The 14393-nt window shown below is 26.7% G+C and carries 12 protein-coding genes; 5 read left to right on the top strand and 7 right to left on the bottom strand.

Annotated features, from left to right (window positions below; genetic code table 11):
* Positions 1–5 precede the first annotated feature (5 nt).
* Positions 6–1937 carry a sensor histidine kinase gene (locus ACYUEX_RS08590; RefSeq protein WP_460287626.1) on the bottom strand — a complete coding sequence of 644 codons (1932 nt, stop codon included), beginning with the start codon at positions 1935–1937 and terminating at the stop codon, positions 6–8.
* 119 nt (positions 1938–2056) lie between these two features.
* Positions 2057–2983 carry a lysophospholipase gene (locus tag ACYUEX_RS08595; protein ID WP_460287627.1) on the bottom strand — a complete coding sequence of 309 codons (927 nt, stop codon included), beginning with the start codon at positions 2981–2983 and terminating at the stop codon, positions 2057–2059.
* A 211-nt stretch (positions 2984–3194) separates the two neighbouring features.
* On the opposite strand from ACYUEX_RS08595, the gene ACYUEX_RS08600 reads away from it, so the two are divergent.
* Complete coding sequence (locus ACYUEX_RS08600; protein WP_460287628.1) at positions 3195–4553, top strand: MurT ligase domain-containing protein; 1359 nt, start codon at positions 3195–3197, stop codon at positions 4551–4553.
* Between the two features lie 16 nt (positions 4554–4569).
* Positions 4570–5298, top strand: coding sequence for a type 1 glutamine amidotransferase (locus ACYUEX_RS08605; protein ID WP_460287630.1), 729 nt, complete (start codon positions 4570–4572; stop codon positions 5296–5298).
* A gap of 54 nt (positions 5299–5352) precedes the next feature.
* On the opposite strand, the gene ACYUEX_RS08610 is transcribed toward ACYUEX_RS08605, so the two are convergent.
* Positions 5353–6045, bottom strand: coding sequence for a polysaccharide deacetylase family protein (locus tag ACYUEX_RS08610; protein ID WP_460287632.1), 693 nt, complete (start codon positions 6043–6045; stop codon positions 5353–5355).
* A gap of 264 nt (positions 6046–6309) precedes the next feature.
* Between ACYUEX_RS08610 and ACYUEX_RS08615 the strand changes: the two genes are divergently transcribed.
* The 3 genes from ACYUEX_RS08615 to ACYUEX_RS08625 all read left to right on the top strand — a co-directional run bounded on the left by ACYUEX_RS08615 (position 6310) and on the right by ACYUEX_RS08625 (position 9454).
* A complete protein-coding gene (locus ACYUEX_RS08615; RefSeq protein WP_460287634.1) occupies positions 6310–7602 on the top strand; it encodes a D-alanyl-D-alanine carboxypeptidase family protein in 1293 nt (430 codons plus the stop codon).
* 257 nt (positions 7603–7859) lie between these two features.
* Positions 7860–8504 carry a flavin reductase family protein gene (locus ACYUEX_RS08620; protein ID WP_460287635.1) on the top strand — a complete coding sequence of 215 codons (645 nt, stop codon included), beginning with the start codon at positions 7860–7862 and terminating at the stop codon, positions 8502–8504.
* 83 nt (positions 8505–8587) lie between these two features.
* The gene (locus ACYUEX_RS08625) at positions 8588–9454 is read left to right on the top strand and encodes a 50S ribosomal protein L11 methyltransferase (RefSeq protein ID WP_460287636.1); all 867 of its coding nucleotides are present in this window, start codon (positions 8588–8590) and stop codon (positions 9452–9454) included.
* Between the two features lie 26 nt (positions 9455–9480).
* Here ACYUEX_RS08625 and ACYUEX_RS08630 read toward each other — a convergent pair whose 3' ends face one another.
* The 4 genes from ACYUEX_RS08630 to glsA all read right to left on the bottom strand — a co-directional run bounded on the left by ACYUEX_RS08630 (position 9481) and on the right by glsA (position 14341).
* Entirely contained in the window at positions 9481–10026 is a 546-nt protein-coding gene (locus ACYUEX_RS08630) for a lytic transglycosylase domain-containing protein (protein ID WP_460287638.1), read from the bottom strand.
* 10 nt (positions 10027–10036) lie between these two features.
* On the bottom strand, positions 10037–10639 hold the full coding sequence (coaE, locus tag ACYUEX_RS08635; RefSeq protein ID WP_460287640.1) for a dephospho-CoA kinase: 603 nt from the start codon (positions 10637–10639) through the stop codon (positions 10037–10039).
* Positions 10640–10655: 16 nt separating this feature from the next.
* The gene (gene polA, locus ACYUEX_RS08640) at positions 10656–13268 is read right to left on the bottom strand and encodes a DNA polymerase I (protein WP_460287641.1); all 2613 of its coding nucleotides are present in this window, start codon (positions 13266–13268) and stop codon (positions 10656–10658) included.
* A gap of 155 nt (positions 13269–13423) precedes the next feature.
* Positions 13424–14341, bottom strand: coding sequence for a glutaminase A (gene glsA / locus ACYUEX_RS08645; protein WP_460287642.1), 918 nt, complete (start codon positions 14339–14341; stop codon positions 13424–13426).
* Positions 14342–14393 lie beyond the last annotated feature (52 nt).

Raw genomic sequence — 14393 nt, forward strand, 5'->3', positions numbered from 1 at the left:
ACCCTTCATTTATTGAACTTGATAGTGAAAATAGTTCCTTTTCCTAAATCACTCATTATTTCTATATTACCATTTTGAGCTTTTATTAAATTATAAATAACAAAAAGTCCTACTCCAAATCCACTACTATTACTATCTTTAGATCTTGATTCCTTTTCATACTTATTAAAAGCTCTTTTAGTGAAACTTTTGCTCATTCCTATACCAGTATCCCCAACTTTAATTAAAACTTCTTCTTTAGTGTTTTTAATATTTATAAAGAAAGTTCCTCCTTCATCAGTGAATTTTAACGAGTTTGCTACTAAATTCAATATAACTCTTTGCATCATTTCTTTATCAAAGCAGATAAAAATTTCTTCTTCATCTGTATCAAAAAGTACATTAAGTCCATTATTTTTAATATAAGGTGAAAGTGAAAATAAATAATCTTCAACAAATTCTACTATATTATCTAAAACTAGATTTGCTTCTAAGTTTTCTGAATCTATTTTACTAATATCTATAAGATTATTGGTAAGCTTGGTAAGTATAAAACAGTTTTGCTTACTTATTTCATTATATGAACTTAACTTTTCAGTGTCATTATTCTCTATTAATATCTTTTCAAGCTGTATAGCAGAATATATAACATTTATAGGAACTTTTAAATCATGTGAAATATTAGATAAAAAGTTTTTCTTTATTTCTTCTTTCATTTTTATACTTTTCAACTCTTCTTTCATAGAAGCTATTTTTATTTCCTCAGTCAAATCCTTCAGTAGTAATATACATTCTGCTTCTTCTTCATTCAAAGAAAAGAATCTTGCCTCTATCTTTTTATCATCCTTATCTATTGTCGTTGAATAAGGTTTTTTATTTATATCCCGAACAATTTTCCTTATATCACAATTAAAATTTATATAGTAATCTATTCTTCTGTTTACAACCTCTCTTAAATTATCTTTTCCTATTATACTTAAAAACTTCTCATTACAATAGGATATTCTTAGATTATTATTTATAATTACTATTGGATTAGGTAAACACATTAAAAATTCTTTATATAAATTTTGTCTATTACTTAACTTCCTATAAGCATTCTCTAACTCATAGTTGTTATATATTATTTCTTTATTTAGTTCCTCTAACTTTTTATTTGTATTAATAGTTTCTTTAAATATAAAATTATAATTTTCTTTTGTTATATTCACTATAATGGCAAATATTGAGCTTACGAAAATAATTAACCTTACAATACTTATTGAATCAGTTATTATATATAATTTCATATAATTCCCAAGTACCCTAGCAATAAAACTTATAGCTGCCATATTTACATTTAATTTAAATAAGTCTATTTTACTTTCAGAAAAAAAGTTGAATGTATCTAAGTATCTATATATATTTATTAAAAATATTCCCGTAATTGTAATATATATATAGTATATCCAAGTAGCATCTACTACATTGTTTATAAAGGTAATAGATAAAACTACTCCAAATAAAATCAAATATTCAAAATAAACATCACTATTATTTTCAATATTTCTGTATTTAGCTATCATATAATACATCATTATTATATTTAGCAAATAAAATTCACTGCTCTGGCCATATCCAATTCTGCTTAAAAATATCTTTATTTCTTGAAATTGGTATTTCGGAGTTAAAAAAATAATAGAAATTATACAAATTGTAAATAGAAATATTTGAATTACTCCGTATATCTCTCTTTTACTAATACTTTTTAAATGTATAGCAAACATAAGTAATATCATAATTATAATTAACTCAGCTGCGCTAATAAAGTCGTTAACAATTTTACTATCGTTTACTATAGCTATTTGAAGTAAACTAAATATAATTAAGCTTAGCAATATATATATAGCTAACCTTCTTTTTTCAATACAATAAATTTTTTCTCTAAAACTATTATAATCCACTATATTTTCCCTCATCTTTATATTATTACTACATAATTTTACATCATTTCCTTTTATATGTGAATAAGTTTAAAAATTTTTACAAATAAAATAAGTATATATATCTCTATAAGAAACATATATACTTATCTATACTATTTATTATGTTCTTCTAACCACTTTATAATGTCACTTATAACTTTATCTTTGTTAGTTTCATTTAGCATTTCATGTCTTCCATCTTTATATATCTTATAGGTTAAATCTTTTACACCTATCTTTTTATATCCCTCATAAAGATTTTTTACTCCTTCTCCAAAATATCCAACCGGATCTCTATCTCCTGAAAAAATGTATATTGGTATATTTAATTCTTTAACCCTCTCCATATTTTCCACTTTATGAATATCCCATAAACCATTTATTAAGTCATAATAAAAATGAGATGGATATATAAAGCCACAATAATCATCCTCTATATACTTGTCTACTTCACTATCATTTGAACATAACCAATCAAAATTAGTTCTTGAATTTTTAACACTTTTATTAAATCCACCAAAAGATAATTTATCCATTAAAGTACTTCTTTTATTTTCTCCATTAAAAAGTATTTGTAGCTTAGATACTATTAACCCTGCTTTAGTAAATAATTTTGGTTTTCCATTACTTCCAGATAGTATAAGAGCATCTATAGAATCTCCATATATTTGTATATATCTTTGGCTTAAAAAGGATCCCATACTGTGTCCAAACAGTATTAATGGTAACTCTTTATTTTCATTTCTGATAATATCATTAAGTTGTTTTATATCTTCAAGCATTGAATAAAATTTATTTTCTCCATTTATAAATCCTAATTTATCAGTGCTTTCTACACTATGACCATGTCCATCATGATCATGAGCATAAACTATATACCCTTCGTCGACTAGCTTTTTAGCAAAATAATCATATCTCTCAGCCAATTCTGACATACCATGGACTATTTGAATTATAGCTTTTGGTTTTTGAGAATTATTTATCCACTTATAGCAATTAATCTTTGCTCCAGCTTTATTCTTAAAAATAAAATTATCCATACTAATTCCTCCCATTTTTTACTTTATTATATTATCTTCTTTATATTTATAAGTGTCAAACATCAAGAAATTAATAAAATCTTATAATAACCTTGTTTTATATGTATATAAAGTTGTGATATACTATTCATAGTTAAAATCAAATTTATTTTTAATTATTGATTATCTGTTAATATTATTGTATATAATATTTGATAAGTATTATAGGGTGGTGAAGAAGATTAGTATTAAATCAATAGCAAGCATTATAGCTTCAAAAATTACAATTTTTCTAACAAAAACAATACTAAAAGGGGGAACAACCTTCCCTGGAAAAGTGGCCTTAAAAATAGATAAAAACATACTTTCTAAAGTATCAAAAGGCTATAAAGTAGTTTTAATTACAGGAACCAATGGTAAAACTACTACAACTAGTATGATTTATAACATAATAAAAGAATCTTGTAACAAAGTTATTACCAACAGTACTGGAGCAAATCTTTTTTCTGGAATAGTCACAACTTTTATTGACAACCATAAATTCTTCAGTAAAGTTGAAAATTCTTATGCAGTTATTGAAGTTGATGAGGCTAATTTAAAATATGTAACTGAATATATTTCTCCGGAAATAATAACTGTAACAAACCTTTTTAGAGATCAACTAGATAGATATGGTGAAGTTTATACTACCTTATCTAAGATATTGGAAGGAATTCAACTTTCTCCCAAAGCTACTTTAGTTTTAAATGGAGATGAATCTCTTTTAGGCAAATTAGATCTTCCAAATAAAACTGTATTTTATGGTTTTAATGCTAATATAGGAGATAATAAAGATATAGAAATAAATGCAGATGCAAAGTTTTGTAAGTTCTGCAAGTCTCCTTATGAATATAACCATATCACTTACAACCATTTAGGTGACTTCTACTGTACAGGCTGTGGATTTAAAAGAGCTTCTTTAAAATATGCTGTAGATGATGTATTAGAACTAACTCCTGATAGCTCAACAGTAAAATTTAATGATCTAGATATTACTATAAGTCAGTCTGGTGTTTATAACATTTATAATGGCCTTTGTGCTTATTCTGTAACTAAAGAAATTGGTATAAATGATGAAGCAATAAATAAATCTCTACAAAATCAAGATTCAAGCTTTGGAAGACAAGAAGCTTTAAACATAGATGGTAAAGATGTAAAGATTATTTTAGTTAAAAATCCTGCTGGATATAATCAAGCTTTAGATACACTTTGTTTAAACAAAGATTCCTTTGCAGCAGCATTCCTTTTAAATGATAATTATGCTGATGGTACTGATGTTTCTTGGATATGGGACGTTGATTTTGAAAAGCTACATAATCTTAGTATTGAAGAAATATTTATATCTGGTTTAAGATGTTATGACATGGCTGTTAGACTAAAAGTTGCTGGTTTAAATAAAGATAAGTTTATAATTGAAGAAACCTTTGAAGACTTAACAGAAAAGATTAAAAATAGTAGAAATGATAAGATTTACGTTCTTGCTACATATACTGCTATGATTAATTTTAGAAAATATCTTCATTCAAAAGGTTACATCAAAAAACTTTGGTAAAGAGGGAGGCTTATAAATGGAATTAAATATTTGTCATCTTTATCCTGATTTACTTAATGTTTATGGTGATGTTGGTAACATTTTGATACTTAAACATAGAGCAGAACAAAGAGGGATAAAAGTTAATATAATTAATACATCGCTAAATGATAATTTTGATGCTGAAAATACAGATATTTTATTTTTCGGTGGCGGACAAGATTTTGAACAATCAATAGTTTCTAATGATTTAAAAACTATAAAAAAACCAAGCTTACAAAAATATATAGAGGATGAAAAAGTTGTAATCGCCATTTGTGGTGGATATCAATTACTTGGAAAATACTATATAGCTCCAAATGGAGAAAAAATAGAAGGTCTTGGTATACTAGATATATATACTGAGGGCGGAGATACTCGTTTCATAGGAAATACAGTTATATATAACGAAGAGTTTAATGAAACATATGTAGGTTTTGAAAATCACTCTGGCCGAACTTACACTAATGGTTTAAATCCTCTAGGTAAATGCATCCATGGATATGGTAACAATGGTGAAGATGGAAATGAAGGTTGCATATACAAAAATACATTTTGTAGCTATTTCCATGGATCCCTACTATCTAAGAATCCTGATTTAGCTGATAGATTCTTAACTTTAGCTTTATCTAAAAAATATGGATATATAACTCTAGAACCGATTAATGATGACCTAGAACTAAAAGCTAAAGAAGTAATTATAAAAAAGTTAGATAATAAAAAATAAAAATAAGACAAATTATTATTTGGAAGAATAATGATTTGTCTTATTTTTTTATTTCTATTTATTCAAAACCTTTATATCTTTTAGATACTCAATTTCCCATTCTTCAATTTCATTTAAGGTTTTAAAAGTATATCCTTTATTTTTATAAAAACTTATTATGTCTTGAAGTGCTTCTACAGTAGTAAATTTGCCTCCTAAATCATGCATTAAAACTACTTCTACATTATATAGCCCACCTTCATCTCGTATTCGTGACTTTATAAAATCTGCTGAAGTTTCTGATAACTCAGCATCACCAGATGCTATTGTCCAATCTATATAATAATCACCATTATTTATTATAGTATTCTTTATATTAGTTAATATATTATCATTAGAAACAGTATTATCAGAACCACCCGGTAATCTTATAAAATTTAAATTTTTCTTACCTACTGTATCTTCTATAATAGATTTGCACTTATTTAAATCTTTAAAATATTTTTCTTCACTTTTATATAATGTAGCATAATCATGTATATTACAATGTGGCATTATACACATACCATTTTCATCTAAAGACTTTAAAACATATGGATATATACCTGCATAATCACCTACTATAAAAAAAGTACCTTTTACTTCGTTATTATTTAATACACTAATTAATCCCTTAGTTATATTTGCTGATGGCCCATCATCAAAAGTTAAATATACAGTTTTTCTATTATTCTCTGCATACAATGCAGAAACTGGGATATAATTCATATTATTAAAGAATATAAGCATTATGAAAAAATTAAAATATTTGTTAAACTTTTTGATATTAACCACCTCCTACTTATATTCCTATTTTGTTCAATTACTAAATTTATATTATATGTAAATTAAACCACTTAATAAACCTTCTTTATGTTGTGATTATATAAAGTAGATGTTATACTTTAAAGTATGTGTATAAAGCATATACTTAATAATGTGCTAAATTAAATGAATACATATATTAAAATCTTTAGAAATGGGGAGATGAAATTGAAAAGAAAAAATTTATTAAAATCACTGGCGGTTGCTCTTTCTATTTCATTATTAGCTCCTTTTGCTAATAAAGTTAGTGCACAAGAGACAAATATTCAAGCTCCAGAAATTATTGGAGAAGCTGCTGTAACTATGGATATTAATACAGGTGAAGTAATTTATTCAAAGAACGCTGATTTAAAGTTATCACCAGCAAGTACAACTAAGCTTATGACTTCTCTACTTTTTGCAGAAAACAAGTCAAAATCTGATTATTTAACTTTTAGTGATACAGTTTTAAAAGTTACTGAAACATCAATTAACTATTATAAAAAACTGAATCCTGGTGATAAAATTTCTGCAGAAGATACAATGAAAGCTGTAATGATATTCTCTGCAAATGATACTGCTTATTTAATGGCTGAATCAGTAGGTGGAACAGTAGATAACTTTGTCACTATGATGAATGAAAAAGCTAAGGAGTTAGGTCTTAAAGATACTCATTTTGTCAATCCTTCTGGATTAGAAATTGATCCTCTAAACCCAAACAATAAAGATATAAATCAAACTACAGCATACGATTTAGCTCAAATAGGTATTGCTGCTTTTAAAAATGATTGGGTTAGAGAAACTATGGCACCTAAAACTGGTCAAATTACTGTAAATCTTGCAGGGTCTCCAGTAATAATTGAATCTAGGAACAAAGTTCTTGGTAAAAATGGTAATATAGGTGGTAAAACTGGTACAGAAGATTTAGCAGGACATTGCTTTGTTGGTTTCTATGAAAAAGATGGAAGAGACTTAGTTACTGTAGTTTTAAAATCTGAATATGGTGCAACTGGACTTAATGTATTTGAAGATACTGAAAAAATAGCTAACTATGGATTTTTAGCACAAAAAGAAGTATATAAAAATGCTGGAGATGAAGTTGGTAGTATAGATTTATCTTATAAAGCATTTAAATTTTTTGGTCCTGAAAAACAAATTAAGGCTCCTATAGTTGTAAAAGAAAATGTAGAATATTACAAAAATGATTTTAACGATAAAAACGCTCTAATTTCTTATAATGGTGATGTAAAAGATGCTTGGAAGTTAAGTGGTGATAATGAAGTTAAATTAACTTTCTCTACTCCAGGTCATACTGAAGAGATATCTGGGATTATAAAGGTTTCTGCTTTAGAACTTATTAAAACAAATTTACCTATATATTTATTATCATTATTAATAATTATTGTTATATTGGTTTTAATAATATTTATAGTTAAAATTGTAAATATGAAAAAGAGAAAAAGAAGAAGATACTATTATTAAAATAAAAGGTAGATTAAATCTGCCTTTTATTATTTATTCTTTAGGAAATTATAAAAAGATTCCCCTGTGAATAACTTTTTATAATTTCCTTCCTTCAGTTTATAAGTGGACATATGTAAGTTTATGTTGACTTGGAGCGGAGCGACGGAATAAGTAAACTTACATATGTCCACTTTTTTATTTAAACTCTTGTTTATATAAATAATTATAAATATATGCTATAATCCTAAAGAAAATATTTTAAAGGGGAGATACTATTGAATAAAACTGATTTTAAAGGTAGTGTTGTTTTAAATCCTGTTCCAGTTGTACTAATTACTTCAAGAAATAAAGCTGGTAAAGATAATGTATTTACAGTTGGTTGGACTGGAACTATATGTACCAAACCTCCAATGCTTTCTATATCAATTAGACCTGAAAGATTATCTTATGAATATATATCAGAGACAAAAGAATTTATCGTTAATATGCCTTCCTCTAAAATGGTTAAAGCTGTTGATTATTGTGGAGTAAAGCCTGGTAGAAAGTTTGATAAAATAAAAGATATGGGCTTTACCATGAAAGAAGGTACTAATGTTAACGTTCCTTACATAGATGAATGTCCAGTTGCTATAGAGTGTAAAGTAAAGGATATAATCAAACTTGGTTCACATGATATGTTTATAGCTGAAGTTGTTGGTTCACATATAAATAACAATTTAATAGATGATAAAGGCAAAATCCATTTTGAAAAAGGTGATTTAATTTCCTATTGTCATGGGGAATACTTTAAACTTCCTCAAAATGCTATAGGCTCCTTTGGATTTTCTGTAGCTAAAAAGCCTAAAGAAAATAATAAGAAAACTTATTCAAATAAAAAAAGCTCCAAGAAAAAAACTTTAACACCTACTAGAAGAAAGTAAAAATTAAATGCTTTCCTTGACATAAATTAAAAATCTATCTATACTCTATAATGTTACAATTAATTAAATTGGGGGATTAAACTATGTTTATACTAACCTATAAAATTAAATTTGAAGAACTAGATGAAAAAATTGAAATATTACAAATAAATGATATCTTCAATATATTTTATGAAAGTCCTTTGGAAATAACCACAGATGAATATGGTTATGGTTATTTAGAGAAACCTGTAGACACTATCGATATTAAAGTTGCCTATGAATTAGATGATGCTAATTTAACTTTATTTAAAGAAAATGTTTCATCACTTTTAGAAACAGATTGTATAACTGTGGAAGAGGTAAATTATGATTATGAGAATTATGATTTCCCTGCAGTTCATATAAATGATAACTGGGTTTTAGCTTCTCCTGATGAAGTTATAAATGATAAGAATAAACATAAAATCACTTTTATTTCTCAAGGTGCATTTGGTACTGGCTTACATGAAACAACAAAGGATTTACTAAATATAATCTTAACTAAAATTGATCTATGTAATAAAACAGTATTAGATATAGGAACTGGCTCAGGAATTTTATCAATTGCATCTGCAATTATAGGAGCAGCTAAAGTTACTGCACTAGATATAAGAGATGTAAAAGAAGAAGTTGAGTTAAATGCTTCATTAAATGGATTATATAATGTTGAAGTTTTAGTTGGTAATGCTTTGACTGAAGAAGTTCAGATAAAAGATAAATATGATTGGATTTATATAAATATAGGTGGAGAAGAAACTGAATTATTTATGAATTTTATAAAAGACCATTTAAATATTAATGGTAATCTTCTTGTATCTGGATTAGTTGAGTGGAGTTTTGACAAAGTTAAAAGCATTGTAGAAAGCTACGGATTTGAATTAGAAAAAAAATATCAAACCAATGAGTGGATAACTGCTACATTTAAATAAAAGATGCACCAAAATAGGTGCATCTCTTATTTATTATATAAGTATTTATATATGTTATAATTTGCTTTTACTTTATCAACATATTTTTTAGTTTCTGGAAATGGTATATAATTTAAACTTTCTCCATCTGAAGAATACTCTTCATCACTTAGCCACTTATTAACATTCCCACTCCCACCATTATATGCTGCAAGAATTAAATCTAAATTATCAAATTCCTTTTCTAATGCTTTTAAATACCAACATCCCATTCTTATATTTAATTCTGGATCAAAAAGCATAGATGGCATAAAATAATTAATTCCTATTTCCTTTGCCGCCCACTGTCCTGTAGTATCCATTATTTGCATTAACCCTTTAGCCTCTCTTTTAGAAACTGCTTCTTTATTAAAATCACTCTCTGTTTTAATAACTGCCAATACAAGATATGGATCTATTTCATATTCCTCACTATACTTATTTACATACTCAGTATATTTGTAAGGATATATATATTTTTTCATTACTAATGTTATTCCTAAGTAAGTAATTAATATTACAATTAAAATAGTTACTATACGCTTAAACTTCATTATTTTCTCCTTACTTATTAATTACCTTTAAAAAATCAATAATTTTATCTACCTGATTTTTAGTCTTTATTAAATCTCCATTATTATCAATAACAATATGAGCATATTCTTTTTTTCTATCTAATGATATTTGTGCATTTAATCTATTTATAGCTTCATCCTTAGATAGCCTATCCCTATTTTTTAACCTAATTATTTGTGTATTGTTATCAACCCAAACTACGATTATATAATCCATATATTGGTGAAGATTATTTTCTATTAAAGTTGGTGCATCAAGTATCACCATAGACTCTCCATTTTTCTCATATTCCTCTAAGCTTTTAAAAATTTCTTCTTTTATATATGGAATTATTATATCCTCGAATTTTTTTCTTTGCTTTGGAAACCTAAAAATATGATTTCCAAATTCCCTCCTTCTAAATTCCCCTCTCCAATCGAAAAAACCTGATCCAAATTCTATATTTATTTTATCTAGAATTTCAGGGTACTTAATAAGGACATCTCTAGATATTGTATCTGCATCAATTATTTTAAAGCCCTTATCAATAAGCATCTTTGAAACAGTACTCTTACCTGAACCAATTCCTCCTGTTAACCCTATCTTAATCATTTTCAGTTAAGCCCCCTTACTTAGCTTCATACCATGTTTTACCTATATTAATATCTACTTCAAGAGGCACTTTCATCTCCAAAACACTTTCCATTTCTTCTTTTACTATTTGTTTTACCTCTTCAAACTCTTTTTCTTTAACATTTAATATAAGTTCATCATGAACTTGTAATATTATTTTACTTTCTAATCCTTTTTCTCTTAGCTTATTATAAACCTTAACCATAGCTAATTTTATTATATCAGCTGCACTTCCTTGAATAGGTGCATTCATTGCCAATCTTTCTCCTAAAGCCTTAACAATTCTATTTGAAGACTTAATTTCTGGTATAAATCTTCTTCTATTTAAAATTGTTAACACATATCCTTTTTCTTTTGCTTCTTCAATTGCACTATCTAAATATCCTTTAATTTTAGGGTATCTATCAAAGTAAATCTCCATATATTCTGAAGCTTCTTTTTTAGTTATGTGTAAATCTTGAGAAAGGCTAAAATCACTTATTCCGTAAACTATTCCAAAGTTTACAGCCTTAGCTCTACTTCTCATTAATGATGTTACCTCATTTAATGGTACTTTAAATACTTCTGAGGCCGTTTTTGTGTGTATATCACTATGATGATTAAACGCATCTATCATATTTTCATCCTTTGACATATCAGCAAGAACCCTTAACTCTATTTGTGAATAGTCACAAGATAATAAAATATCATTTTTCTCATTAGGTATAAATACCTTTCTTATTTCTCTTCCCATTTCATATTTTATAGGAATATTTTGAAGGTTAGGCTCTGTGCTTGATAATCTTCCTGTAGTAGTTACAGTTTGATTAAAACTTGAATGTATATGTCCATCATTATCTATAACATTCTTAAGGCCTTCCACATAAGTAGAATTAAGTTTTGTTATTTGTCTATAATAAGTTATTTTTGGTATTATTTCATGCTTATCTTGAAGTTTTTCTAAAACCTCTGCATTAGTTGAGTATCCTGTTTTTGTTTTCTTAATTACAGGTAAATCTAACTTTTCAAAAAGTATTTTTCCTAATTGCTTTGGAGAATTTATATTAAACTCCTCTTCTGATAAAGCGAAAATTTCTTTTTCTGTTCTAGTAATCTCCTCTTTAAATTTAACTGCTAAATCATCCAGCATATTTTTATTTATATTAAATCCTAAAGATTCCATTGAAGAAAGAACAAATATTAATGGGTGTTCAACTTCATAATAAAGTTCATCCATTTTTTCTTCTTGAATCTTTTTCTTTAATAACTCATAAATATCTTTTAGCTTAAAGTTTATCTTTCCTTCTAATAACTCTTTATCACCACTTATATCTTGACCTAAATATTCATTTATTAATGTTAATAAATCATATGATGACCTTGCTGAGTCTATTAAATAAGCAGCTATTGCAGTGTCAAATTCAAAACTCTTTATAGCAATACCCATTTTATTTAATATGGTAACTAAAGACTTTCCATCATGAATTACTTTTCTTAGGGATTCATTTTCCATAATTTCTTTTAAAGCTAAACAAGCTTCATTAGAATCAGAGCTTTGAACTTCTTTAAAATCAACTAAATATACTTTACCATCGTTTGATAAATAAAAGTTCTTTAATTCTATTTCTGAATATTTCCCACTATTTATTGATTCATAAGTAATATAGCATATATCTTTTAAGACTTTTGATAAACCCATTAACTCTTTAGAATCTTTAATTGTAATTAAATCTAACTCTTCTTCTTCTATGTTTAATTCTTCATTACTTTCAGGAAGTTTATCTAACATTGACTTCATTTGAAGTTTGAAAAATAATTTTCTTAATCCATCTTTATCGTAAGATTCTTGACTTTTTATCTCTTCTAAGTCAAACTCTATAGGCACTTCTGTAATTATGGTAGCTAACTTTTTGCTAAATATAGCTTGCTCTCTAAAATTCTCTAGATTTTCTTTTAATTTTTTCCCACTAATATTATCTATATTCTTTAATACTTCTTCTACAGAACCATAAGTTTGAATTAATTTATAGGCAGTTTTTTCTCCAACGCCTGGAACTCCAGGTATATTGTCTGACTTATCACCCATAAGACCCTTAACATCTATAAATTGAGTTGGTGTAACTCCAAAGTCCTCAACAAATTTTTTATAATCATATATAGCTGTCTCAGTAACACCCTTTTTAGTTATTACAACGTGTATATTTTCTGAAGCTAATTGAAGTGCATCTTTATCTCCTGTAACTATGTAAACTTCAATTTCGTTTTTCTCCGCATATTTTGCAAGAGAACCTATTATATCATCAGCTTCAAATCCATCAATTTCATATTTACTTATAGCCAATAAACCTAAAAGTTCCTTTACAATAGGAAATTGTTCAGCTAACTCTTGCGGCATTTTCTTTCTTCCAGCTTTATAATCTTCATATTCTTTATGTCTAAAAGTTGGTCCTTTTTTATCAAAAGCAGCAACTATATAATCAGGCTTTAACTCTTCCTTCATTTTAAATAGCATATTTGTAAACCCATAAACTGCATTTGTATGAATTCCATCTGTAGTTGTTAATTCTGGAACTGCATAAAATGCCCTATTTAAAAGTGAGTTAGAGTCTAAAATTAATAATCTTTCCATATCTTCCTCCAATTAAGGAATTAAATCCTTAAAGCTTTGTTTAATATAAATTATACTATTTTTACAATAACAAATCATTACATTTTAATTAATAAATAAATTTGTTTTCCTTATAAAAATCTCCACATTTCAATATATTAATTCATATATAAATATTAAAAAATACTTAAATCTAATTCTTCAGATAAATCTTTAATTGCATGTAGTCCTGATATACTATTTCCCTTTTCATCTAAAGATGGCCCATATATCCCTACTCCATATTTTCTTGGAGCAGCAGCAAGAATTCCTCCACCAACTCCTGACTTTGCTGGTATACCGACATGAACTGCAAATTCTCCTGATGCGTCATACATTCCACATGTCACCATAATAGTTTTTACGATTCTACACACTTCTCTAGACATAATTCTTTCATTAGTCCAAGGTATAACCCCATCATTTGCAAGAACTGAAGCAAATCTAGCTAAATCCCTTGCAGATACTTCTATTGAACATTGTTTAAAATATAAATCTAATATTTCTTCTACATCTCCATCTAATATACCTGTGCTTTTCATAAAATATGCTAAAGACCTATTTCTATTTCCAGTTTCTTTTTCTGATAAATAAACTCTTTCATTTACATATATATCTTTATTGTTAGTTACAGTTCTTATAAATTCTAAGATCTTTTCTAGCTTTTCATCAACTGTTTTTCCGTCTATTAAAGAAGTTGTTACAATTGCACCTGCATTTATCATTGGATTATATGGTCTTACTGTATCTCTAACTTCTAAGTTAACTATTGAATTGAACCCCATACCAGTAGGTTCTACATTTACCTTTTTAAAAACATTGTGTCTTCCATTATCTTTAAGAGCTAAAATCAAAGTAACAACCTTTGATATACTTTGAATTGTAAACTTTGTATCACATTCTCCTGCATAATATTCTTTTCCATTTAAATCAACTATACATATTCCTAAATCATTAGGATTTGCTTCTAATAAAGCTGGAATGTATGATGCAAGCTTTCCATCTTTCCCGTATTTTCTATTTTTATCAACTAATGTATTTAATAAATTAAACACTAATATCACCTCTTACTATCTTTAGATTATCCTACCTTTATCACTAAGTATT

It is taken from the genome of Clostridium sp. CTA-7, from assembly GCF_054768095.1.

Excerpts from the sequence above, each read along its gene's own strand:
- ACYUEX_RS08590 (WP_460287626.1), bottom strand. The coding sequence starts at position 1,937 with ATGAGGGAAAATATAGTGGATTATAATAGTTTTAGAGAAAAAATTTAT.
- ACYUEX_RS08595 (WP_460287627.1), bottom strand. The coding sequence starts at position 2,983 with ATGGATAATTTTATTTTTAAGAATAAAGCTGGAGCAAAGATTAATTGC.
- ACYUEX_RS08605 (WP_460287630.1), top strand. The coding sequence starts at position 4,570 with ATGGAATTAAATATTTGTCATCTTTATCCTGATTTACTTAATGTTTAT.
- ACYUEX_RS08610 (WP_460287632.1), bottom strand. The coding sequence starts at position 6,045 with ATGAATTATATCCCAGTTTCTGCATTGTATGCAGAGAATAATAGAAAA.
- ACYUEX_RS08625 (WP_460287636.1), top strand. The coding sequence starts at position 8,588 with ATGTTTATACTAACCTATAAAATTAAATTTGAAGAACTAGATGAAAAA.
- ACYUEX_RS08630 (WP_460287638.1), bottom strand. The coding sequence starts at position 10,026 with ATGAAGTTTAAGCGTATAGTAACTATTTTAATTGTAATATTAATTACT.
- coaE (WP_460287640.1), bottom strand. The coding sequence starts at position 10,639 with ATGATTAAGATAGGGTTAACAGGAGGAATTGGTTCAGGTAAGAGTACT.
- polA (WP_460287641.1), bottom strand. The coding sequence starts at position 13,268 with ATGGAAAGATTATTAATTTTAGACTCTAACTCACTTTTAAATAGGGCA.